This window comes from Thalassotalea sp. Sam97, assembly GCF_041379765.1.
Taxonomy (GTDB): domain Bacteria; phylum Pseudomonadota; class Gammaproteobacteria; order Enterobacterales; family Alteromonadaceae; genus Thalassotalea_A; species Thalassotalea_A maritima.
The window spans coordinates 2,899,315-2,923,778 of sequence record NZ_CP166919.1 but is presented as its reverse complement, the minus strand read 5'-3'; the positions used below and the strand labels follow the sequence as shown (position 1 = coordinate 2,923,778).

The window sequence follows — 24,464 nt, the reverse complement described above, 5'->3', positions numbered from 1 at the left end:
CGACCTCGATAGACGTTGGTATTTGGAAAGTAACCATGATGAGAATGATTATGACAGCATCACAAGGTAAGGTTTTTGCTAAGGCGAGCGTGTTGATGGCGCTATTATTGAGTGCCACCACAACCTTCACTGTAACAGCACAAACCATCGATGAGCGAAAAGACGTTGCTGCGACAGCGAACATTGAGATAAAAAATCTACGCGGCAAGGTGGTTATTATCGGGAGCGAACAAGATGAGGTATGGGTGAAAGGCCGTATCGATGAAGAGGCGACTAATTTTATTTTCGATACTGAGGGCGATACCACACGCATTTTTGTAAAAATGCCAAGCAAAATGAATAATCATTGGCGCTACAACGATAAGCAAACGGATCTGGTCATTCAGGTACCTCAACAGGCGAGTGTGCATTTTACTGGGGTATCTACCGATGTCGACGTCAGTAATCTTCGCAATAACACATTCATTAAAACCGTAAGCGGTGATGTCAAAGCCAATAATCTTAAAAATGATATCCAGCTTCACTCAATAAGTGGTGACGTAATTAGCGATAACTTATCGGGTACCGTTGAATTATCGAGTGTGAGCGGTGAAATATCAGCGACGAATACGTATGGGGATGTCAGCTATCAGGCGGTGAGCGGCAAAATAGCTGCGTCGTGTCAATGTGAAAAGGTCAAGGCGACGATTGTTTCTGGTGATATGGATATTCAGCTTAGCGATGTGCGTGATGCAACGGTATCGACAGTAAGTGGTGATGTTGATGCGCAAATGAATATTAAAAATGATGGTTTAGTACGTATGTCGAGTGTTAACGGGGATATCGAGCTGAAGCTACAAAAAGATCTCAATGCGGCCATTAAAGCGCATTCTAGTGGTGGTAAAATTATTAATCGTATTAATGATGATAGTGTACAAACAGCTGAGCATGGCCCATCGTCAAGATTAGTCACTCGTGTTGGTGAAGACGGCGCGATGATCAAGGTCTCTACCATCAATGGTAAAGTGGTATTTTCCTACCATTAAAGGCAATGTTTTTTTAGGCTCAAGTTAATAGGCATTGGCATTGATTAGAAAGCGCTCTCATGAGCGCTTTTTTTGTGACTTTTGTTTTTCTCTGCGCGACCAATGTTTTTTATTTAGCTCCTTTTAAACTCAAGCTATACCTAGCGTGCAGGGCATTTTTAGATGCTCAAACTAATCCCGTTCGATGTTTTTACAGTATTGTTAATGTAAGGGGAATCAATAGCTTGAGAGATGGCTAAGTTCGTCGTTAGTACACTTGCACTTCTTGGTATTTGTGCCATGTTGTAGTTAAGAGGATTTTTCTTACGTTTGCCCAAAAGCGTGCTGTGGTTACATTTTAATCCTCAATTAACAGGCACTAAATCGCTGTTTTCTCGGTCTATATAAGAAACAGCACAATTTCTTAAAGCACTTAGCATCAATTAGGGGGCGTTATGGGTATTTTTGAGCATTATCAAAATCGATACGAACAAGCCCAACATCAAGAGTTGAGTTTGCAGCAATTTCTCGATATTTGTCGCGATGACAAAATGGCGTACGCGAATGCCGCAGAACGGTTGTTGGCAGCCATTGGTGAACCGGAAATGATCGATACCGCGAAAAATCCGATTTTAAGTCGAATATTTTCCAACCGGGTTGTCGCCCGTTATCCAGCGTTCTCTGAATTCTTTGGTATGGAAGATGCCATTGAGCAAATCGTTTCTTACTTAAAGCACGCCAGTCAAGGGTTAGAAGAAAAGAAACAAATCCTATATTTGCTAGGACCTGTAGGGGGCGGTAAATCATCATTAGCCGAGCGCCTTAAGTCCTTGATGCAAAAAGAACCCATTTATGTGCTATCGGCAAACGGTGAGCTGAGCCCGGTAAATGACCACCCGTTTTGTCTGTTTGACAGTCAATCCGATGGTAAAATTCTAACCGAAGAATACAATATTCCTGAGCGCTACTTGTCGGGCATTATGTCACCTTGGGTAGCGAAGCGCTTGCAAGAGTTTAATGGCGACATTGCGAAGTTTAAAGTGGTTAAAATCTATCCATCAATTCTTCATCAAATAGCGATTGCAAAAACTGAGCCGGGCGATGATAACAATCAAGACATTTCAACACTAGTAGGTAAAGTTGATATACGTCGCCTTGAACATTATGCGCAAAATGATCCTGACGCTTATGGTTATTCCGGTGCGCTGTGTCGTGCTAACCAAGGCATTATGGAATTTGTTGAGATGTTCAAAGCGCCAATTAAGGTGTTACATCCGCTGTTAACGGCGACCCAAGAAGGCAATTACAATCCTACCGAAGGTTTATCCGCGTTGCCATTTGATGGCATCATTTTAGCCCACTCAAATGAATCTGAATGGCAAACTTTTCGTAATAACAAAAACAATGAAGCATTTTTAGACCGTGTTTATATTGTTAAGGTGCCTTACTGTTTACGAGTAAGTGAAGAAGTCAAAATTTACCAAAAATTGCTCTCCAACAGTGAGCTGTGTGACGCTAAGTGTGCGCCAAACACGTTAAACATACTCGCTATGTTTAGTGTGTTATCACGCCTTATAGCGCCAGAAAACTCCAGTATTTATTCGAAAATGCGGGTGTACAATGGCGAAAGCTTGAAGGATACCGATCCAAAGGCTAAATCTTATCAAGAATACCGTGATTTTGCTGGCGTCGATGAAGGCATGAATGGCTTATCAACACGTTTCGCTTTTAAAATTTTATCACGAGTATTTAACTTTGAGCATGGTGAGGTTGCTGCCAATCCTGTGCACTTATTCTATGTTCTAGAGCAACAAATAGAGCGTGAACAGCTTCCTAAAGAAACAGCAGATCAATATCTTGAATTCATTAAGGGCTACTTAATCCCTGAATACATAGAGTTTATCGGAAAAGAAATTCAAACGGCCTACTTAGAGTCGTATTCAGAGTATGGCCAAAATATTTTTGATCGCTATGTCGTCTATGCCGATTTTTGGATTCAAGATCAGGAGTATCGAGACAGTGATACGGGGCAGATCCTTGATCGCAGCGCATTAAATGACGAGTTAGAAAAAATCGAAAAACCAGCAGGGATCTCAAATCCTAAAGATTTTCGCAATGAGATCGTTAACTTTGTATTGCGTGCTAAAGCGAATAATAACGGACAAAACCCAGCTTGGACCAGCTACGAAAAACTGCGTACCGTTATCGAGAAGAAAATGTTCTCGAATACCGAGGACTTATTGCCAGTGATTTCGTTCAACACCAAGACATCATCAGATGATCAGAAAAAACATGATCAATTTGTCGAACGCATGGTGGAAAAAGGTTATACACAAAAACAAGTTAGACTATTGTGTGAGTGGTACTTGCGGGTACGCAAGTCGTCATAAAGCAAAGAGGAAATTAATAAGCGCATTTATAGCAAATCATATGAGGTCGTAGGTAATAGGTATGGCAAATTTTATCGACAAACGTCTTAACGGCAAAAACAAATCTATGGTTAACCGCCAGCGGTTTGTACGTCGCTATAAACGACAAATTAAAGAGTCGCTAGCTAAGTCAATTACCGACCGACAAGTCACTGATCACAAGTCAGAACAAGTTGTTACTATTCCAGATAAAGACCTCAAAGAGCCGATATTTCATAAGGGGAGTGGTGGGCGTCGCGATGTTGTATTACCTGGTAATGATCAGTTTAATACCGGCGATAAGATAGCCAAACCTCGCGGTGGTGGCGCCGGTCAAGGTCAAGGGCAGGGCAATGCATCCAATACTGGCAGTGGCGAAGATGAATTTAGCTTTGCTATTTCCGCCGATGAATATATTGATTTGTTGTTTGAAGATCTTGAATTGCCTAACCTTGAGCGCAAAGATGACAAGCAGCTTACCGAAACCAGCTTAGTGCGCAGTGGTTATAGCAACGATGGTGTTCCAGCCAACCTTGATATTGTTCGTTCGTTGCAAAAATCCATGGCGCGAAAAATGGCGATGACCAGTTCTGTTCGTGCAGAATTGCGTGGTTGCGAAAAGCACCGTGAAGAGCTTTTGGCGTTGCAGCTATCGGAGCCTACGACGCAACGTCAGCAACAACTTGACGATCTCGAACTGCAAATTCAGCAATTGAAAGATAAAATTGCCAGTGTTCCGTTTATTGATACCTTCGATTTACGATTTCGCAATTACAAAGAGCAAAGCAAGCCTAGTTCTAAAGCTGTGATGTTCTGTGTTATGGATGTATCAGGGTCAATGACTCAGCAAACCAAAGACATGGCCAAGCGTTTTTACATTATGCTGTACTTATTCTTGAGTCGTAATTACCAGACCATTGAAGTGGTTTATATCACCCACCATACCACCGCAAAAGAAGTCACAGAACAAGAGTTTTTCTACTCTCGAGAAACCGGCGGTACCATCGTGTCGAGTGCGTTGCAATTAATGAGTGACATTATTAGCAAGCGCTACTCACCCAGTCAGTGGAATATTTATGGTGCCCAAGCCAGTGATGGTGATAACTGGCAAGATGACAACGACAAATGCTGTCGCTTGTTACAAGATAAAATCTTGCCCCAATGTCGTTACTTTACCTACATCGAAATAAATAAGTTAGTGCCAAAAGCAATGTGGCAGCATTACCAAAAAATGGCCAATGCAAACCCGCATTTTAATATGAAACAGGTTAAAGATAGCGGTGATATTTATCCGGTATTTCGTGAACTGTTTAAAAAGCGTGACGATGCAAAGGTGGCTTATGGATGATTTTAAAGGTGCATTAAAATTTGAACGATACGCCCAACCGCTTGACGATGGACCCGACTGGACCTTCCCGCTGATAGAGGAGTATCAGCATCACATTGAGCGCGTCGCCAATTTATATCGTCTTGATTACTATCCAAATCAAATCGAAATGATCACCTCTGAGCAGATGATGGATGCGTACGCCAGTATTGGTATGCCGATTGGTTACAATCATTGGAGTTACGGCAAAAAGTTCATTCAGACTCAGCAAACCTATCGCCGTGGCCGCATGGGCTTAGCGTACGAGATTGTCATTAATTCTAATCCATGTATTGCCTATTTGATGGAAGAAAATACCATGACGATGCAGGCGTTGGTAATGGCGCATGCGTGTTATGGGCATAACTCGTTTTTTAAAAGTAATTACTTGTTTCAAACATGGACAGACGCTGACTCGATTATCGATTACCTATTGTTTGCCAAGAACTATATTCACAAGTGCGAGTTAAAATACGGCATTGATGCGGTAGAGGATACCCTAGACGCTTGTCATGCGTTGATGAACCTTGGGGTTGATCGCTACAAGCGACCACAAAAACTGTCGGTTTCTAAAGAGCGAGAGAAACAAATCGAACGCGAGAAGTTCTTGCAGTCACACCTTGACGCGCTGTGGCATCAAGTAGATAAACATAATCAACCGCAAGCAGATAAAAAGCAACCAACATTTCCAGAGCATCCGCAAGAAAACTTGCTGTATTTTATTGAAAAAAATGCACCGAAGTTACGCACGTGGCAACGGGAAATTGTCCGTATTGTGCGTAAAATTGCGCAGTATTTTTATCCGCAACGACAAACCCAAGTCATGAACGAGGGCTGGGCGTGTTTTTGGCATTACACGATTATTCAGCACTTATTTGAAGAAGGGTTGTTATCTGAGCGTTTCATGCTTGAATTTATTCACCATCACAGCAATGTCATCACTCAGCTGCCGTACAACCATCCTGGCTATTCTGGCATAAACCCATATGCACTGGGGTTTAATATGTTTACCGATATCCGCCGTATTTGCGAGCAACCGACGGAAGAAGATAAGTTTTGGTTTCCTGATTTTGCTGGTAAGGACTGGTTAGAGACAGTGCATTTTGCTATGCAAAATTTCAAAGACGAAAGCTTCATTAGTCAGTTTTTATCCCCTAAAGTGATGCGCGATATGAAACTGTTTCAGTTACACGATAATGATCGTGATAATTTTCTCAGTGTTAAAGCGATTCATAATGAGCAAGGTTACCGACAAGTGCGTACTATGCTCGCCAAGCAATATGACCTAAGTTACGCTGAAGTTAATGTGCAAATCATTAATGCTGATATTAATGGCGATCGCTCGCTGACGCTAGAATATATACCTGTTGATGATGTGCCACTGGCCACCAGTCGAGAAGAAGTGCTCAAGCATTTACATTTCCTTTGGCAATTTGATGTCAAGTTAGTGCAAAAAGATAAAAACGGCGAGCGGTTTATTATTGCTAAATGTCCTGAGAGCAATAAATCGTAAGTATGTTTACCCGCTAGCGCTGTAACCAACGATTAGAAATTAATCGCTATTCCTCTGTAAAAGGCTGCTTGAAATTGTTACTGAGCGGTAGTTTTTACTTCAATTTTTTGCTGAGATCGCTTAAATTGAACACCCTATTATTCAATACCTTCTACTTACGGAATGATTCGCAACTATGGCGCAAAAACAAGCGACTAATCAAGGCAAAGATAAACAACTAGAGCAAATAAAAATTGCCCCTCACTCAATGGAGGCGGAGCAATCAGTACTCGGCGGACTGTTGTTAGACAATAATGCCTGGGATAACGTTGCCGAACGCGTTGTTGCCGAAGACTTTTACTCTCGTGGTCATCGATTGATTTACCAATGCATTGGTAATTTGATTGAAAAGGGTAACCCAGTTGACTTGATTACCCTATCAGAAGCATTAGAAAACGAACAACGAATCGATGATGTAGGTGGTTTTGTTTATCTCGCAGAGATGATGAAAAACACCCCGAGTGCGGCCAACATCCTTGCATACGCAGATATTGTCCGTGAACGTGCGGTAACCCGTGAATTAATTGGTGTCGCTAATGAAATCGCTGATGCAAGCTATGATACCAGTGGTCGCAGTAGTGCTGAGTTACTTGATTTTGCTGAAAGTAAAGTATTCGCCATTGCTGAGCAGCGTGCGAATAAATCAGAGGGGCCAGAAAGCATTCATTCCATTATGGAAAAAACGGTCGATAAGATAGAGAAGCTTTATGGCCAGCCACATGATGGTGTTACAGGGGTGTCTACTGGTTTTACTGATCTCGACAAGATGACGGCTGGTATGCAGTCATCTGATTTGATCATTGTTGCAGCTCGTCCTTCGATGGGTAAAACAACCTTTGCTATGAACTTGGTTGAGAGTGCGGCAATGACTCATGATAAGCCGGCACTGGTCTTTTCACTGGAGATGCCATCAGATCAGATCATGATGCGTATGTTGGCGTCATTAGGGCGTATTGACCAAACTAAAATCCGTACCGGTCAACTGAATGATGAAGATTGGGCGCGATTATCGTCTACCATGGGATTATTGGTTGAAAAAGGCAAACTGTTTGTTGATGATGCGGCGGGTTTGACGCCAACCGAAGTGCGTTCGAGAGCACGTCGCGTTGCCCGCGATCATGGCGGATTATCAATGATCATGGTGGATTACTTACAACTTATGCGGGTACCACAATTTAGTGATAATCGTACCCTTGAAATCGCCGAAATATCGCGCTCACTAAAAGCGTTAGCAAAAGAGTTAAATATTCCTGTGGTGGCTCTATCTCAGCTTAACCGTTCATTGGAACAACGTGCTGATAAACGTCCAGTTAACTCGGATCTTCGTGAATCAGGCTCTATCGAGCAAGATGCCGACTTGATCATGTTTATTTATCGTGACGAAGTCTACAATGATGACTCACCAGATAAAGGTACTGCGGAAATTATCATCGGTAAGCAACGTAATGGTCCAATTGGCCGAGTTCGAGTCACCTTCCAAGGTCAATATTCTCGCTTTGACAACTTCGCCGGCCCTGGTGGCATCATGGACGAAGATTAATAAGGTAAGCTATCGCCATGTTTCGAGCTCAGCACACTGCAACCGCTACTATTCATCGCCAAGCACTGTCGCATAATTATCAGCGCATTAAAAGCATGGCGCCAGGTAGCAAGGTGCTGGCGGTATTAAAAGCCAATGCTTATGGGCATGGCTTGGTTCGTATCGCCAAGAGTTTGCCACAAGCCGATGCATTTGGTGTGGCTCGTATTGATGAAGCGTTAGAGTTACGACAAGGTGGTGTAGTAAAACCCATTGTGTTATTGGAAGGTTTTTTTGAGTTAGATCACCTACCTATTCTTGCAGCCAATAATTTACAAACCATTGTTCATAACCGTCAACAACTCGAAGCCCTTGAGCAAGCTCAATTAACGGAGTCGATAAAAGTATGGCTTAAAGTGGACACAGGTATGCATCGCTTGGGTGTTGAACCAAGCGAGTTTGCCGAGTTTTACCAGCGATTAAAGCAGTGCTCCAACGTGCAAGATAACATTCTGCTAATGAGTCACTTAGGTTGTGCTGATGATCTACAGATGGTGAATACCACAGAGCAAGTCGCTTTATTCGAACAATTAACCGGTCATCTTGCCGATGAAAAATCATTAGCGAATTCGGCAGGTATTTGTGCCTGGCCACATAGCCATTATCAGTGGGTACGTCCTGGCTTGATGTTATATGGTATTGATCCGTTAGTTGCTAACCATGATAAAACTCTCGATTTACAACCGGTTATGACCTTGCATGCCAGTTTAATTGCTAAGCGGCATATTAAGGCTGGCGACAGTGTCGGTTATGGGGCAACTTGGCAAGCAAAGCAAGATACTTGCATTGGTGTGGTGTCCATTGGCTATGGTGATGGTTATCCTAGACATGCACCTACAGGTACGCCAGTACTAGTTAATGGTCGAAAGGTATCGATCGTTGGCCGAGTGTCGATGGATATGATAACCGTCGATTTAGGTGCCGATGCCAAAGACAACATTGGTGATTATGTCGAGCTATGGGGAGCAAGCTTGAATGTTAATGAGGTTGCAAAATGGGCAACCACTATCCCTTATGAGCTACTTTGTAATATAAGTAAGCGAGTCAAAATCGAGTTAGTGTAAGTTGCTAACGCTTTCTTGCAATACCGCAACGTCTCTTCAGTCTGATTAGACATCCCTAGAAAAACTTAAGTAAATTTGAGTAATAGTTATTTGCTGTCTATAGTTTTATAAATCAATGTCATTGAATTTGCTTGTTTTATTTTTAATTCCAGTGTTGGTGTTACTGCTTAATTAAGGGGGACGGATGGCAAGCGTAACAAGTGATGTGACGGTGTTGTATTACAATCAAAACGATTTAACCACGGTGTGTACTGATGTATTAACAGATCTTACCGTGAGCTCTGATAAGCGTGTATTATTATCGCCAGACTATCGTGATGATAAAATTATCATTGCCGTATTTGATGGTCATTGCCAGCTACGTAACGCGCTTGGTGATAGGACAATTTTCCCTAACGAATCGAAGCGAGCGAGTTAACGTTAATCACAATAAAAAATTAACGTTAGCTAAGATACTCCCAATCAAGCAGTTATTGACTTTGCTCTTGGCATTGGCGACACGTGCCGTGTGCTTCAACAACTTGGCGATGAATGCTAAAGCCGCTCGCATCTGCCATCGCCCGTAATGCCAAATCTAAATTATTAGACTGGATCTCTTCAACCTTACTGCAACTGTCACAAATAAGTAGTTGCACAGGGTGATTACACTCACTGAAATGATCACACAATAAAAACGCATTAATCGATTCAATTTTATGGACAAATCCTTGGCTAGCAAGAAAATCAAGGGCACGATATATTGTTGCTGGCTTGGCACCAGGGTCGACTGCTTTTAGTTTTTCCAGTAGATCGTAAGCACCAATAGCACCACGATTTTGTGCAAGTAACATAAATACTTGTTCACGCGCAGGTGTCAGTCTTGCGCCATTTTTTTGGCAATGGCGCTTGGCTTGCTCAAGTAGTTGATTCGCGTCCATAAAACTATATATAAAGATGAAAGTGCACCTAGTTTAACACAGCAAATTTTGCATGCCACTACTCTATCGGAGCATGAGGTCGTTGTTGCCTTGATAGAATATTTGTCTGCTTTGTTGATAAGGCTGATATTCTAAAAATTTTCTATGCTAAAATATGGCAATTTGATGCTCACCAGCGAAACAAGGTTTGTTATGACTTTTCGCTAAGAGGATTTAACTTATTGGGGGTGTTCGGCTTAATCAGCGGCAACCCATTGTATAGGTAGTTAAAGAATTTCTATGAATAAGCCGTTCACCGAACAACTCTCTGTCGCGCCAATGCTCGATTGGACTGATCGTCATTGTCGTTACTTTTTGCGTTTGTTAAGTAAACATACTGTGTTGTATACCGAAATGGTCACAACGGGTGCTATTTTGTATGGTAAAGGGGATTACCTTGGCTATAACCAAGAAGAGCACCCATTAGTCTTACAACTTGGTGGTAGCGATGTGCAAGCGATGACTGAATGCGCGAAAATCGCTGAACAAAAAGGTTATGATGCCATTAATATTAACGTCGGCTGTCCATCAGACCGCGTGCAAAATGGTCGTTTTGGTGCTTGTTTAATGGCCGAGCCTGATCTTGTTGCCGAGTGTATAAGCTCGATGCAAAATGCTGTATCGGTGCCGGTTACGGTAAAGTCTCGTATTGGTATTGATGATCAAGACAGCTACGAGTTTTTACATCAATTTATTGATATCGTAGCCAAAGCTGGCTGTGAGCATTTTATTATTCATGCCCGTAAAGCTTGGTTAAGTGGTTTGAGCCCGAAAGAAAATCGAGAAATTCCACCGCTTGATTACAGTCGTGTTTATGACATTAAAAAAGATTTTTCAGATTTATCCATTTCAATCAATGGTGGTATCAAAACGCTAGCAGAGTCGCTTGAGCATTTGCAGCATATTGATGGTGTTATGATTGGTAGAGAGGTATATCAAAATCCATATTTGCTAAGCCTTGCTGATCAACAGATTTTTAACCAAGATCACCCACAAGTCTCTCGCCAACAAATTATAGAGCAAATGTGCGAATACATTGATAGGACCATTAGTGACGAAGGTCATGGCCCAAGAGTTTGGCATATCGTTCGTCATATGCTTGGCTTGTGTAATGGCTTGCCGGGAGCGCGTAAATTTAGACGCTACCTGAGTGAAAATGCAGGGCAACCAGGTGCAGATTCGACAGTATTGCGACAAGCGTTTGCATTAACGGGTAACCCAGTAAGCGAATAATCGGTTTATAACAATACTCATAAAATGCCGAAATAAGTATTTATAATCTTATTTCGGCATTTTTTTAAACCTTTTTTTTATTTGTCGCGACTAATAGCATATCAACACCATAGTCACTACTACAATTGAGGAAAAGATATGTATCCGTTAACAGAAATGTTTTTCATTTTATTGGTTCCTGGTGCATTAACTTTGCTGTGTTCATTGGTTTTAGCTGTGACTGAAAAGCTGTAACTCAAGCGTTAACCCTCACCTACAATACTTCTTGGTTATTTATTATCAGCTCTGATTTGGTGATTTCTCTATATTAATTAATGTGTTACCTAACTATCGATACTTCAAGCAGCGAATAGCTGCTTTTTTTATACCTGCGATTTACAAAGTCGCGATCTTATTGAGTGGTTAATTTTACTAACGTGTTGGTGAAATTAACTAAATGATGGGTTTGTGAAATCTATGTTAATTCTTGTGTGGTGTTGATTCGCTTTGATTAAATCCTTTTAAAACATGTGTTTAGGTGTGTTTTTAAAAGTTGGCACACAGATTGAATTAGTAATGACAAAGTTGGCGAAAGTTAAGTGGTAGGCGCCATAGCTAATTATCTCAAGATGGGAATTAAGGAGAAGACAATGAAAAACCTAACGAGTAAAGCAGCCTTAGTAGCAACTCTATTAACAGCATCAGTAATGGCGCCTGCACAAGCTGAAGAAGTATCGCTAGAAACTTATGTAGGCTACATAGTGAGCCAGCAAACAGAACATGTGGTTGAGGTGTTGGCACAAGAAGTCGCTAATAGCGTTGAGCAACAAGTTGCTAACTTTTCAATCGATTCACTGTTATCTACTGACAAAGGTGTACCAACAGTAACGATTTTAGAAGCACCAATTGAAGTAGCCGAAGAGCAATAAGAAACCTTAGGAGTATATCATGGGTATGTTTTCAAGATTCACAGACATCATCAACGCAAACATCAACGCACTGCTCGAAAAAGCGGAAAACCCGGAAAAAATGATCCGCTTGATCATTCAGGAAATGGAAGAGACGCTCGTTGATGTGCGCACCGATGCTGCCAAGTATTTAGCTGAAAAGAAAACGGCTGTACGTCAACAGCGTCAATTAGAAAGTAAAGTCAGTCACTGGCAGCAAAACGCCGAGCTTGCGCTAAGCAAAGGCCGAGACGATTTAGCTCGTGCCGCGTTACAAGAAAAACAAAATGTAACAGCGGAATTAGATGCTCTGAACACACAAGTCGAATCGGTGAGTGCGGTTCTTGACGATATTCAAACCGACTGTGTCCGTCTTCAGGAAAAGTTGCAAGAAGCTAAACGCCGTCAAGAGGCGATTACCATGCGCCAGCAGTCAGCATCGGTACGACTACAAGCCAAGCAAGTGTTACACACCACCAATATTGATGGTGCTATTGCAAAGTTTGAACGTTATCAACAAAAGGTTGATGAGTTAGAAGCGCAGGTTGAATCATTTGATTTCACTGCAGGCAAAACCTTAAATGAAGAAATTGCTGCATTAGAAAAAAATGATGATGTTGAGCGTGAGCTTCAAGAATTGAAACAAAAGGCGGCAAACGCATAGTCGTTTGCGCTTTAATGCGGGGTTGGGGGGAGTATGTTTCCATTATCATTAGCAATAACCTTATGGTTAGTTCCGGTTATTACTTTTTTTGTTGGCGCTGGCGTATTTGGTATAGCGCAATCATTTAAGTAAAGAGATAGCGAATAGTCGCTAACCATTAATGCTATGGCGTGGTTGCCGTAGACTGAATATGAATTTTTATCTGTTGGAGAAATAACATGAGATATAGCAGCGATCACAATACATTACGTAAAGATATGGCAAATAAAACCGTTTCAGGTGTTTGCGCCGGTGTTGCTCGTTATTTTGATTTACCAACTATTGGCGTTCGCGCCGCGGTTGTTGTGTTAGGGTTCATGATGCCAATGACAACGATTGTTGCCTACTTTGTTGCTGCGCTTGTTATGCCAAGTCGTTATTAAATCGATCATTTAATTTTGGTAAGCAAATCATTTAAATAAATGTCGCTTAATGCAGGAAATTGGTTATGAAGTTTTTTAAAGCCTTATTGTTAGCTATTGTTGTATCTGTGCTACTGACGTGGGCGCTTGGTATCTCAACCTTAGAGTTATTAGGAATAGGCGATGCTTTAGCTGAGCAGCATATTAATTTATTATCCGCGGTGAGTTATTCGGCGTTGGCTGTAGTGGTTATAGGTATTGTTCTAACGGTGATACTTGTAAGTGTATTTGGCTTGATTGCGTTTATCGGTATCTCAGTCGTTGCTGGTCTATTGGCGTTGGGCGTTGGTATGGCATGGCCGTTTATATTAGTCGCTTTCGTTATTTATTTTTGCACTCGAGAGCGACCAATAAAGGCATGCTAAATAGACATAAAGAAACGAGTGTGTCGACTGTGGTATAGCGCTTAAATTATTGTAAATCCTTTAATAGTTGATTGTGAGGAGGTTAAAAATAAGCGATGATGTAGCACAGATTAGATAACCTGAGGCTACGATGAAACGATTAACTCTGTTGCTTACAACCCTATTTTTACTATTTTCAGGCCAAGTCAGCGCGCATCATTTGATCATCAGCGATCATTATGTAAAAGAAACCATTCCTGGTACCAAAATCAGTGCTGCTTATATGCACATTCATAACCATAGTGAGCAGCAACGTAAACTGGTCAACGTCACTTCTGATATCAGTGAACGTATCGAATTGCATCAACACATCATGGATGGTGATATGATGAAAATGCAACAAGTTAATAGCATTGCAATCGAAGCTAACGATTATACGGTTTTGCAGCCACACGGTTATCACATCATGATTTTTGCGTTGCAACAACGTTTACACGCGGGGCAAGAAATTGAATTAAGCCTATATTTTGACGACCAAACTACTGCTACTATTAAAGTACCTGTAAAAGGGCTTGCTCGACAATAATTCTGAAAAGCTTCTGTAAGGATATGATATGGCGTTAAATGTCTCTACCAAATCGATAGCCGGTGTTGTTGCTATCGTGTTTTTATTATTTTATTTGCTTGGTGTTTTTTGGAGTTTTGAACCCGACAGCTTTAACGTAAGAGAAGTCGCACTTAATGACGCAAAAGTAGATAATGTTAAGCCTGTTGTCGGTTACACCACAACAACTACACTAATTGAAGTCGCCGAAACGGTATTAAATAAGCCGGGTGGCTATTTGGCTAATGATATAACCCCACCATCGGTATTACTTGATAATATTCCTGCATGGGAGTTTGGCGCATTAGAAATGATCCGCGATATGTCGCTTGCGATGCGACAATCATTTTCACGCTCACAGTCGCAGTCATTAGAGAATGCGCATTTAAAGCAAGCCCAACCAAAATTTAATATTGATCATCGTAATTGGGCAATTCCTTCTGCTGAAGGTGAGTACCAGGATGCTATTCAAAATTTATACGCTTATCGTAAAGATCTTGCTGATCCTCTAGTACAGGATGCCCAGTTTTATGCGCGTGCAGATAATTTAAGTGATTGGCTACGTGAAGTCGAAAAACGTTTAGGTAGCTATTCACAACGACTGAGTGCCAGTGTCGGTCGTAATCAACTTAACACCGACTTAGCTGGCGATCGCACGGCGCAACAATCGACAGTCAGTGCATCTTCGGTTATGGTAAAAACTAGCTGGTGGCAAATAGATGATGTATTCTATGAGTCGCGTGGCGCATGTTGGGCTTTATTGCACTTATTACAAGCAATTGAGGTCGATTTTGCCGATGTTCTTCAAAATAAAAATGCTAGCGTTAGCGTTAGCCAAATAATTAGAGAGCTTGAAGCTACTCAGGAAACGGTTTGGAGTCCTATGATTCTAAATGGCAATGGGTTTGGGTTAGTCGCTAATCATTCCTTGGTTATGGCTAATTATATCTCCCGTGCCAATGCGGCCCTGATTGACTTAAGAGAGCTCCTTAGCCAAGGATAAAATAATAATGAAAAAGACCGCTGCATTACTCGGTTCAATGATGATGTTAACCAGCCTGAATGCCAATGCTGATGTTATTGGTGTATACGCTGGTGCGCAATTATGGGATATGTCTGCTGAAGGTAGCTATGCAGATAGCTCTATGCAAACAGAATACGATTTTGAGAGTGAAAAACAAAATCGCTTATATATTGAAGTTGAACACCCTGTACCACTGATTCCTAATGTTAAAATTGCTCATAGTGAATTAATGACTGCAGGTTTCGAATTTGGTTTCGATGCGATGCTAATCGACGGTGAGCTCAACGGTGAGGTTGATGTAACGTACACCGATTACACCTTGTACTACGAGCTATTTGATAATGGCTTGTTCTCATTCGATTTTGGTTTAACCGCCAAAGACTTTGGTGGTGACTTTGTGACCTCAAATGGTGATAGCTTAAATGTAGACACGTACATTCCAATGCTATACCTATCTGCTGAAGTGGCGTTGCCTCTAACGGGGTTAGATGTATTTGCTGAAGGTAATATTTTGGCGATTGGCGATAATACATTAGCCGATTACCAAGCCGGCGTTGCTTACGCCCTTGTTGACAATATGATTGTTGACGTTGATGTTCAGCTAGGTTACCGCGTTGTTGAAGTTGAACTTGATGATGTTGACGATATCTATGCAGACCTTAAATTTGACGGTGTGTTTGCTGGTTTAGAAGTACACTTTTAACTAGCAGTGTATTCATACTTTATATGACTAAGGCCTGAGCAATCAGGCCTTTTTTGTATCAACCACAATTATTCTGAAGAGTCCGCTAGGTTCAATAGCGCAGCCTATCTACCATGGGGTATTTTTTCGATGACAAAAGTTGTCTATAAAGTGCTCGGCAATACAACCTGTGTAGCTTTATGTCTATTTCCATAGATATATAGATAGCAGACATTTTACCGGTGTTTATTGAACGCCCTTAATTGAGAGTTTATTCATTGCACTAGTTATGAAAAACTGCCATCAAACCCCTGAAATAATTTACTTAAAATTTGATTTTATTATCATGCAGACTAGCCTTTTACTAGGTAGTTAGGGAAAACTTGATGAAGTTTCAAGCTGAGTTAACCTAGCTTTGAATCAACTAGATCGAGCAATATAGTCCGCAGTATACGAGCGGTTAACTTACAAAAAGTGGCGAGGTCAACTACCTCCCAGAGTTGTAGGTGCATGTTGTTGCGTTTGCATCTATGTATCCATGTTTACAAGAGGAAACAATGATGGAAACCTTATTACCCGTAATTATTCAACTGATAAGTGGTGCTGTTGGCGGCAACGTAGCAGGCAGTTTGATGAAAAACTTATCTCTTGGTACCTTACTAAACTCGCTTGTTGGTATTCTCGGCGGTGGATTAGGCGGACAAATTCTTGCCATGTTTGGTATGGATATTGGTACCGGCGGTATGGATTTAAGTAGCATTCTTGGTAGCGTTGCCGGCGGTGGCGTTGGTGGTGGTGTACTACTCGTCATTATAGGCTTTATTAAAAAGTTACTCGGAGGCGCTTCGTAGGGTTAACTGCTTAAACAAGCCAAGCTAGCGTCCTGATCTAGGCCGTTATTAATCTATATGCCGTTTTGCTGAATGTAAGTCTATTATTGCGAGGACAGAATATAATAGGCTTACTTCAGATGACTTTGTTAATTTCTCTAATCATTGAAATACCCGATACGTAAAATTTTGACATGATTAACCTGATATTCTCCCTATATTCTCCAAAGATATAAAAAATCCTTTTTTATTCTTTTATGTTTTAGTTAGTGCTAGTTATTCTTTGTTCACGTTAGATAATTTTTATTAGTGAGCAAAAGCATTATGTCACGAGCAGCAGATCACAGTGTGGCAGCGACCTCTTCTACCTTGTCGTCAAAGCAGCTAGCAGAGCTTCAACAAACTATATCGATATATTCTCCTTTGCAGTTAGCGTGGGCGAGTGGTTACTTGGCGGCGAAAAGTGAAAATGGTTCGCCAGATACATCCACGGTAGCTGCGGTTAGTGTTAGCCCTGAGCTAACCATATTATATGGCTCGCAAACGGGTAACGCGAAAGCGATAGGTCAACAAGTATTTGCTGCGGCGCAACAGCTGGGGCTGACGGTAACCTTAACCAATATGACAGAGTTTAAGCCGAAATCATTAAAGTCGGAGTCGTATGTACTTATTGTTGTAAGTACACATGGGGAAGGGGAGCCACCCGATGATGCAATGGCGCTACATGAGTACCTATTTTCTAAGCGCGCTGCCAAACTTAATGACTTGTCTTATGCTGTGTTAGCTCTTGGTGATTCAAGCTATGAGTATTTTTGCCAAACAGGTAAAGACTTTGATGAGCGTTTGGCTGAGCTTGGTGCCCAGCGTTTATTTGCACGGGTTGATTGTGATGTCGACTTTCAAGAGGCTGTACAACAATGGCAACAACAGACGTTAGAAAAACTCGGTAAAGAATTTTCTAACGCTATTAATCAGCAAAATCTTGATAACATTGTTAGCTTGCGTCCTTCAATAGAATCAACAACCAAACCTTATAGTAAAATCCAGCCCTTTTTAGCGACAGTGATTGATAATCAGAAAATAACTGGTCGCGATTCAAATAAAACGGTTCATCATCTTGAACTCGATGTTGAAGGCTCAGGGCTAACCTATCAACCTGGCGATGCCTTGGGTATTCTACCAACTAATGAGCCACAGCTTATTACACGTATAATCAATGAGTTTTCGCTTGATGCAGAGGCGCCTGTTGTAGTGAGTGAGCAAAATATGACGCTATATAAAGCGTTAGCCGAGCATAAAGAAATTACTGCAATCAACAAAATCGCGTTAGTAAAATATGGCGCAATGGCTAGTCATGGTGAACTTGAGCAATTGTTAGCAAATGCCAATAGTACTAGGGATTATCTGAACAGCATGCAGTTTGTCGATATTATCCAACAGTTTCCAGCGCGTTTAACGGCTCAGCAATTGGTTGATTTACTGCCAGTACTAACACCTCGCTTGTATTCCATTGCTTCGAGTCAGGCGGAAGTCGAGAATGAGGTGCATTTAACGGTTGGTTTACTTAGTTATGATGTTAACGGTGGTGACATTGAACAAACCGAGCAACGCCGAGTTGGTTGTGGCTCGGGCTATCTCATTGAGCGTTTAGCTGTTGATGAACAGGTTAAAGTGTTTATCGAACCAAATCCGAACTTTCGTTTACCTGACAACCCAGACACTAAGGTGATTATGGTTGGTCCAGGTACTGGTGTAGCGCCATTTCGAGGTTTTTTACAGCATCGCGATGCGACGAATGCCAGTGGTGAAAACTGGTTGTTTTTTGGCGAACAAACCTTTACCCAAGATTTTTTATATCAAGTCGAGTGGCAAAGCTACGTAAAGTCTGGCTTGCTGACTAAATTAGACGTCGCATTTTCTCGTGATCAAGCGGAAAAAATATATGTGCAACACAAGTTGCGTCAACATGGTGCACAAGTGATGCAATGGTTAGAGCAAGGTGCCCATTTATATGTGTGTGGTGATATGAGCCGTATGGCAAAAGATGTACATCAGGCGCTAGTTGACATTGTGGTTGAACATGGTCAACAAAGCGAAGAGCAAGCCGAGCGGTATTTAAAACAATTACGTATCAACAAACGTTATCAGAAGGATGTCTACTAATGTCTCGTCAATCACAAGCAAAAATCGTTATTGGTAAGTTGGCTGACAATGAGCGCATTAAAGCTGAGTCGAATTATTTGCGCGGCACCATCAGTGACGATCTTGACGACCCGATAACGGGAGGCTTTACAGCGGATAATTTTCAGTTAATTCGTTTTCATGGCATGTATCAGCAAGATGATCGCGATATCCGTGCCGAACGCAGTAAGCAAAAGCTTGAACCGTTACATAATGTTATGCTCCGCGCGAGAATGCCAGGCGGCATAATTAAGCCTAAGCAATGGTTAGCAATCGATGCTTTTGCGGATGAATACACATCTTATGGCAGCATTCGGCTTACAACGCGACAAACATTCCAGTTTCACGGTGTGCTTAAGCGTCATATAAAGTTGATGCATCAAACCTTAAATAAAATAGGTATCGATTCTATCGCCACAGCGGGTGACGTAAATCGCAATGTGCTGTGTACCTCGAACCCGGTGCAATCAGAATTGCACCAACAGGCTTATCTATGGGCAGCCAAAATCAGCGAACACTTATTGCCTAAAACCAATGCGTATGCCGAAATTTGGCTAGACGGTGAAAAAGTAGAGCAAACAGAACCTGTTGAATCGGTGTTAGGTAACACATATTTACCCCGTAAATTTAAAACCAGCGTGGTGATCCCCCCCGATAACGATGTTGATGTTCATGCCAACGATCTGAGTTTTGTTGCCATTGCAGAGCAGGGTAAGTTAGTCGGCTTTAATGTGCTTGTCGGTGGTGGCCTAGCGATGACCTTTGGCGACCAGTCGACCTATCCGCGTCGAGCCGATGATTTTGGTTTTATTGCGCTTGAGCATACTTTAGCCGTGGCAGAGGCCGTGGTAACTACCCAGCGAGATTGGGGCAATCGCGTTAATCGCAAAAATGCGAAAACCAAATATACCTTAGATCGGGTCGGTGTTGATGTATTTAGGCAAGAGGTGGAGCATCGAGCGGGTATTTCGTTTGCTGAGTCGAGGCCATACCAATTTACTTCTCGCGGTGATCGCATTGGTTGGATTGCGGGAGTAGATGGCTTGCACCATTTAACCTTGTTTGTTGAGAATGGCCGTATTTACGACAATCAACATGCTCCTTTAAAAACGGGAATGCGCGAGATCGCCAAAATACATCAAGGTGATTTTCGCATGACCGCCAATCAAAATATCATTATTGCCGGCGTTGCAGAGCAAGATAAAGCCATAATCGAACAGTTGGCTATACAGCATGGGCTAATAGACTCAGGTCAATCACAGCAACGGCAAAATTCGATGGCTTGTGTGTCATTTCCTACCTGCCCTTTGGCAATGGCAGAAGCGGAACGGTTTTTACCAGGCTTTGTCACGCAAATTGAAGGATTACTCACTAAGCATGACATTGCGAATGAACATATTATTTTCCGGGTTACTGGGTGCCCTAATGGTTGCGGTAGGGCCATGTTAGCGGAAGTTGGTTTAGTCGGGCGAGGGCCTGATAAATATAATCTCTATCTAGGTGGAAATCCGGCAGGTACACGCATTCCTAAATTATTCCGCGACAATATTTCATCGTCGCAGGTGCTTGCGGAAATGGATGAGCTTATTGCCGCTTGGGTAGCAGCTCGGCTTGGTGATGAAAGTTTTGGTGATTTTGTTATTCGTAGCGGCATCGTCGCCGAAGTAAAAGTCAGTAAAGACGACTTTTATGGGTAACCTCATGGCTGATAACCGATCTTTCATACCATCGCCAACGTCAATAACCGATACCGAGTTGCAGGCTTGTAATACCATATTACGGCCAATGTCGGCGCAGCAGCGAGTGAACTGGGCCATGACCAACTTACCAGGGGAATTTGCGCTTACCTCAAGCTTTGGTATTCAGTCGGCAGTTATGTTACACATGATGACGCAAATTAAAGCAGATATCCCTGTAGTATTAACAGATACGGGGTATTTATTTGCTGAAACATATCGATTCATCGATCAAATGACAGAACGGCTGCAACTCAATCTGCATGTATGTCGTGCCAAATTATCACCTGCGTGGCAACGCGCCCGTTATGGCCAACAGTGGAGTCAAGATAAGCAGGCATTAGCACAATACAATCTAGCAAATAAAGTTGAACCTTTACAGGATGGCTTAGATAAACTTTCCGTACATACTTGGTTTTCTGGGATCCGCAGTAGCCAAAGCGATCATCGTCAGACCTTATTGCCATTGCAGGTACTAAGGGGGCGTTTTAAGGTGCACCCCATTTTGGAATGGACTAACCGTGACGTACACCAATACCTTAAAGCACATGATTTACCCTACCATCCATTATGGGATAAAGGTTATGTATCAGTCGGTGATGTGCATTCAAGCAAGCCGCTAAGTCATGGTCTGAGTGAGCAAGATACCCGCTTTAATGGCATGCAGCGAGAGTGTGGTTTGCATACCGATGGTGACGGTATTTAATGATCTTGTGAGCATGGTTAATAGATTAACCATGCTAAAAATAATAAGCCCGCTATTTACTGTTCACGTCAGCTAGCGGGCTTAGGATTTTAATTTTTACGTAATTAAATTTGTCAGAATACGGTAATTAAAGTACCGGCGCGATAACCAATGAAACGATAGCCATAACGTTTATCAAGATATTCATTGATGGACCTGACGTATCTTTAAACGGATCACCAACCGTGTCACCAACCACCGTCGCGGCATGCACAGGGCTACCTTTGCCACCTAAGTTACCCTTTTCGACAAACTTTTTAGCGTTATCCCATGCGCCACCGGCATTAGCCATCATCAATGCCATCAGTACACAGCCAAGCAGTGCGCCACCTAAGGTACCACCAAGCGCTTCCGGGCTTATGCCAAAGCCCACAATAACGGGGACACCAATGGCGATAATACCGGGTAATATCATTTTCTTTAACGCTGCAGTGGTGGCAATATCGACGCACCTTGCGGTATCTGGCTCGGCTTTACCTTCAAGTAAACCATCTATTTCACGAAACTGACGGCGAATTTCATGAATCATTTCAAACGCGGCATCACCAACGGCATTCATGGTAATAGATGCAATTAAAAACGGTACCATACCACCTATAAACAAGCCCATTAGGACCTCAGGATTGCCTAAATGCAATGAGAAATTGGGAATTTTAATTGACATGGTTTCAACATAGGCAGCGATAATGGCCAGCGCTGCTAATGCTGCTGCACCTATCGCAAAACCTTTACCAATTGCAGCAGTGGTATTACCTAGCTCATCAAGTGAGTCGGTTATTTTACGTGTCTCTTCACCAAGCCCAGCCATTTCAGCAATACCACCGGCGTTATCGGCCACAGGGCCATACGCATCAATCGCCATGGTAATACCGACAGTCGCTAGCATGCCGACAGCGGCGATACCAACACCGTATAACCCGGCCATAGAGGTTGAGGCAAAAATAATCGCGCTTAACGTGAGAATAGGAATAACTACCGATTCCATACCCACCGATAAACCAGTGATCATCACGGTTGCCGAGCCTGTCTCGCCTGCTTTGGCAATCTTCTCAATAGGTTTACTTGAGGTATAATATTCGGTGACCAAGCCAATGATGATACCACCGATGGCGCCAGTCAGTACTGCACCCCAAACATACGAGTTAATGCCCATGGCATCAACGGTAAAGTAGGCGGCAACAATGAATAGCAACGCCGCGCCCATAGTACCACTTCGCAAGGCAACTTCGGCTTTACTTGATGACATCATTTTTACTAATAAAATGCCTAATATGGAGCAAATTAGACCAACGGATGCTAGCACTAAGGGTAATGCCATCAACGCACTGCGCTCACCTAGGGCATCGACCGCCATGGTTGAAGCAATAGCTATTGAAGCGATCATCGAACCACAATAAGACTCAAAAATATCCGATCCCATACCGGCAACATCACCAACGTTGTCACCGACATTATCAGCGATAACGCCTGGGTTACGCGGATCATCTTCTGGGATCCCAGCTTCAACCTTACCAACCAAGTCAGCGCCAACATCGGCACTTTTGGTGTAAATACCACCACCGACGCGCGAAAACAGTGCGACAGAAGATGCCCCCATACCAAAGCCATGAATATAATGAGCTGTGGTCGGGTCACCACCAAAATACCAGTAAAGAGTTCCTAAGCCTATGAGGCCTAAAGAGGCAACACACAAACCCATTATAGAGCCGCCGAAAAAAGCCACGGTCAACGCAGACGCAGCCCCTTTTTCATGTGCGGCATTGGTGGTGCGAACATTTGCTTTGGTTGCGGTAAACATCCCAATGTAACCGGCAAGCGCTGACGATACCGCACCAACGAGAAAGGCTAGCGCAGTTTTGGGGGAAACAAAGAAATAAAGCAGTACTAACAGGACAAGAGAGAAAATCGCCAGCATTTTATATTCTCGGTGCATAAATACCATGGCACCTAAATGGATTTGATTGGCAATTTTTTGCAGTGCTTCACTGCCTGGACTGTATGACTTGATTATTTGGTAAAGAATAAAAGCGAATAGTAAACCGACAAGACCTAATATCGGTGATAAATACAATATGTTATCCATGGTGTCCCCATTTTTGTTGTTATCGGAGAAAACCTAACCGCAAAACAGGTTTTATATGCAGCCGTAAGCTACGTTAATGTACATACTACCACCAAGACATCGACACAAAGAGGTTAGTATTATTTTCTTATTAATTAAGATGTTAGCTCTGTTGTGGAAAAAAGTGTAGTTTCTATTAGGAAAAAACTAAGATATTCAGGCATTGATGAAAAAAAATATTATACGCGATCAAGCTAAGGTCGCTTATTTACCGGTATTTGTTGGTGAAAAATTGATGTATTTAATATTTAACGGGGTATAATAAGCGACCTTTAAATATCATTAAATTTTAAGTGGGAAATTCCATGAGCTTAAATCTAGTACCAGCGGGTAAGAACCTGCCAGATGAAATCAATGTAATCATCGAAATTCCAGCTCACGCTGATCCGGTAAAATACGAAGTTGACAAAGATTCAGGCGCTATCTTTGTAGATCGTTTCATGTCTACTTGTATGCACTACCCAACGAACTACGGTTATGTACCTCACACATTATCTGAAGATGGTGATCCAGTAGACGTATTAGTTCCTACTCCATTCCCACTAATGCCAGGTGCTGTTATTACATGTCGTCCGATCGGCGTTTTAAAAATGACCGATGAGTCTGGTGAAGATGCAAAAGTTTTAGCGGTACCTGTAGACAAGTTATCAACTATCTACCGTGGCATTAACGAAGCAACAGAAATGCCTCAACTATTGCTTAACCAAATCTCTCACTTCTTTGAGCGTTATAAAGATCTAGAACCAAACAAGTGGGTTAAAATTGAAGGTTGGGACAATGCTCAAGCTGCCAAAGATGAAATCACAGCAAGTGTAAAACGCTACGAAGAAGCTGAAGTTAAACCAGCATTCTAAGCGATTATCTTATTGCCTAAAAATAAAAAACCCGTTGTATAACAACGGGTTTTTTTATGCCTGAAGATTCATTTCATTCGCGATATCAGCAAATATAGTCTACAAAAAATGAATGCCCTTAAATCGCAG

Annotated in this window: 22 protein-coding genes; 20 read left to right on the top strand and 2 right to left on the bottom strand. The window is 42.1% G+C overall.

Annotated elements, in window-relative coordinates; translation table 11 throughout:
* Nucleotides 1–35 precede the first annotated feature (35 nt).
* The 7 genes from ACAX20_RS12990 to ACAX20_RS12960 all read left to right on the top strand — a co-directional run bounded on the left by ACAX20_RS12990 (nucleotide 36) and on the right by ACAX20_RS12960 (nucleotide 9,391).
* Entirely contained in the window at nucleotides 36–1,025 is a 990-nt protein-coding gene (locus tag ACAX20_RS12990; RefSeq protein WP_371186831.1) for a DUF4097 domain-containing protein, read from the top strand.
* Nucleotides 1,026–1,459: 434 nt separating this feature from the next.
* Nucleotides 1,460–3,394: a PrkA family serine protein kinase gene (locus tag ACAX20_RS12985; protein WP_371186829.1), complete on the top strand. Its 1,935-nt coding sequence runs from the start codon at nucleotides 1,460–1,462 to the stop codon at nucleotides 3,392–3,394.
* Between the two features lie 61 nt (nucleotides 3,395–3,455).
* Nucleotides 3,456–4,760 carry a YeaH/YhbH family protein gene (locus tag ACAX20_RS12980; RefSeq protein WP_371186827.1) on the top strand — a complete coding sequence of 435 codons (1,305 nt, stop codon included), beginning with the start codon at nucleotides 3,456–3,458 and terminating at the stop codon, nucleotides 4,758–4,760.
* A complete protein-coding gene (locus ACAX20_RS12975; RefSeq protein WP_371186825.1) occupies nucleotides 4,753–6,291 on the top strand; it encodes a SpoVR family protein in 1,539 nt (512 codons plus the stop codon). The genes ACAX20_RS12980 and ACAX20_RS12975 overlap by 8 nt, the downstream gene beginning before the upstream one ends.
* Nucleotides 6,292–6,466: 175 nt before the next feature.
* Nucleotides 6,467–7,870, top strand: coding sequence for a replicative DNA helicase (gene dnaB / locus ACAX20_RS12970; protein WP_371186823.1), 1,404 nt, complete (start codon nucleotides 6,467–6,469; stop codon nucleotides 7,868–7,870).
* Between the two features lie 17 nt (nucleotides 7,871–7,887).
* Nucleotides 7,888–8,973: an alanine racemase gene (gene alr / locus ACAX20_RS12965; RefSeq protein WP_371186821.1), complete on the top strand. Its 1,086-nt coding sequence runs from the start codon at nucleotides 7,888–7,890 to the stop codon at nucleotides 8,971–8,973.
* A 184-nt stretch (nucleotides 8,974–9,157) separates the two neighbouring features.
* Complete coding sequence (locus tag ACAX20_RS12960; protein WP_371186819.1) at nucleotides 9,158–9,391, top strand: DUF2375 family protein; 234 nt, start codon at nucleotides 9,158–9,160, stop codon at nucleotides 9,389–9,391.
* 52 nt (nucleotides 9,392–9,443) lie between these two features.
* Here the strand turns inward: ACAX20_RS12960 and zur are convergent, their stop codons facing one another.
* A complete protein-coding gene (gene zur / locus ACAX20_RS12955; RefSeq protein WP_371186817.1) occupies nucleotides 9,444–9,890 on the bottom strand; it encodes a zinc uptake transcriptional repressor Zur in 447 nt (148 codons plus the stop codon).
* A 279-nt stretch (nucleotides 9,891–10,169) separates the two neighbouring features.
* On the opposite strand from zur, the gene dusA reads away from it, so the two are divergent.
* The 12 genes from dusA to ACAX20_RS12895 all read left to right on the top strand — a co-directional run bounded on the left by dusA (nucleotide 10,170) and on the right by ACAX20_RS12895 (nucleotide 21,320).
* Nucleotides 10,170–11,162 carry a tRNA dihydrouridine(20/20a) synthase DusA gene (gene dusA / locus ACAX20_RS12950; protein ID WP_371186815.1) on the top strand — a complete coding sequence of 331 codons (993 nt, stop codon included), beginning with the start codon at nucleotides 10,170–10,172 and terminating at the stop codon, nucleotides 11,160–11,162.
* A gap of 629 nt (nucleotides 11,163–11,791) precedes the next feature.
* Nucleotides 11,792–12,070, top strand: a complete 279-nt coding sequence (locus ACAX20_RS12945) for a hypothetical protein (RefSeq protein WP_371186813.1) — start codon at nucleotides 11,792–11,794, stop codon at nucleotides 12,068–12,070.
* A 19-nt stretch (nucleotides 12,071–12,089) separates the two neighbouring features.
* Nucleotides 12,090–12,752, top strand: a complete 663-nt coding sequence (pspA, locus tag ACAX20_RS12940; protein WP_371186811.1) for a phage shock protein PspA — start codon at nucleotides 12,090–12,092, stop codon at nucleotides 12,750–12,752.
* A 218-nt stretch (nucleotides 12,753–12,970) separates the two neighbouring features.
* The gene (locus ACAX20_RS12935; protein ID WP_371186809.1) at nucleotides 12,971–13,174 is read left to right on the top strand and encodes a PspC domain-containing protein; all 204 of its coding nucleotides are present in this window, start codon (nucleotides 12,971–12,973) and stop codon (nucleotides 13,172–13,174) included.
* Between the two features lie 65 nt (nucleotides 13,175–13,239).
* Nucleotides 13,240–13,578 (top strand): hypothetical protein, encoded by a 339-nt coding sequence (locus ACAX20_RS12930; protein ID WP_371186807.1) that lies wholly within the window; start codon nucleotides 13,240–13,242, stop codon nucleotides 13,576–13,578.
* Nucleotides 13,579–13,708: 130 nt separating this feature from the next.
* Nucleotides 13,709–14,143 (top strand): copper chaperone PCu(A)C, encoded by a 435-nt coding sequence (locus ACAX20_RS12925; protein WP_371186805.1) that lies wholly within the window; start codon nucleotides 13,709–13,711, stop codon nucleotides 14,141–14,143.
* A 28-nt stretch (nucleotides 14,144–14,171) separates the two neighbouring features.
* Nucleotides 14,172–15,164 carry a DUF2333 family protein gene (locus tag ACAX20_RS12920; protein WP_371186803.1) on the top strand — a complete coding sequence of 331 codons (993 nt, stop codon included), beginning with the start codon at nucleotides 14,172–14,174 and terminating at the stop codon, nucleotides 15,162–15,164.
* A 7-nt stretch (nucleotides 15,165–15,171) separates the two neighbouring features.
* Nucleotides 15,172–15,888 (top strand): TIGR04219 family outer membrane beta-barrel protein, encoded by a 717-nt coding sequence (locus tag ACAX20_RS12915; protein WP_371186801.1) that lies wholly within the window; start codon nucleotides 15,172–15,174, stop codon nucleotides 15,886–15,888.
* 536 nt (nucleotides 15,889–16,424) lie between these two features.
* Nucleotides 16,425–16,718, top strand: coding sequence for a hypothetical protein (locus ACAX20_RS12910; RefSeq protein ID WP_371186799.1), 294 nt, complete (start codon nucleotides 16,425–16,427; stop codon nucleotides 16,716–16,718).
* A 303-nt stretch (nucleotides 16,719–17,021) separates the two neighbouring features.
* Nucleotides 17,022–18,860 carry an assimilatory sulfite reductase (NADPH) flavoprotein subunit gene (locus ACAX20_RS12905; protein WP_371186797.1) on the top strand — a complete coding sequence of 613 codons (1,839 nt, stop codon included), beginning with the start codon at nucleotides 17,022–17,024 and terminating at the stop codon, nucleotides 18,858–18,860.
* Entirely contained in the window at nucleotides 18,860–20,575 is a 1,716-nt protein-coding gene (cysI, locus tag ACAX20_RS12900; RefSeq protein WP_371186795.1) for an assimilatory sulfite reductase (NADPH) hemoprotein subunit, read from the top strand. Before ACAX20_RS12905 ends, cysI begins: the two co-directional genes overlap by 1 nt.
* Before the next feature lie 4 nt (nucleotides 20,576–20,579).
* Nucleotides 20,580–21,320, top strand: a complete 741-nt coding sequence (locus tag ACAX20_RS12895) for a phosphoadenylyl-sulfate reductase (protein WP_371186793.1) — start codon at nucleotides 20,580–20,582, stop codon at nucleotides 21,318–21,320.
* Nucleotides 21,321–21,447: 127 nt separating this feature from the next.
* Here the strand turns inward: ACAX20_RS12895 and ACAX20_RS12890 are convergent, their stop codons facing one another.
* Complete coding sequence (locus ACAX20_RS12890) at nucleotides 21,448–23,442, bottom strand: sodium-translocating pyrophosphatase (RefSeq protein ID WP_371186791.1); 1,995 nt, start codon at nucleotides 23,440–23,442, stop codon at nucleotides 21,448–21,450.
* 344 nt (nucleotides 23,443–23,786) lie between these two features.
* Here ACAX20_RS12890 and ppa point away from each other — a divergent pair, with 344 nt between their 5' ends.
* Entirely contained in the window at nucleotides 23,787–24,335 is a 549-nt protein-coding gene (ppa, locus tag ACAX20_RS12885; protein WP_371186789.1) for an inorganic diphosphatase, read from the top strand.
* Nucleotides 24,336–24,464 lie beyond the last annotated feature (129 nt).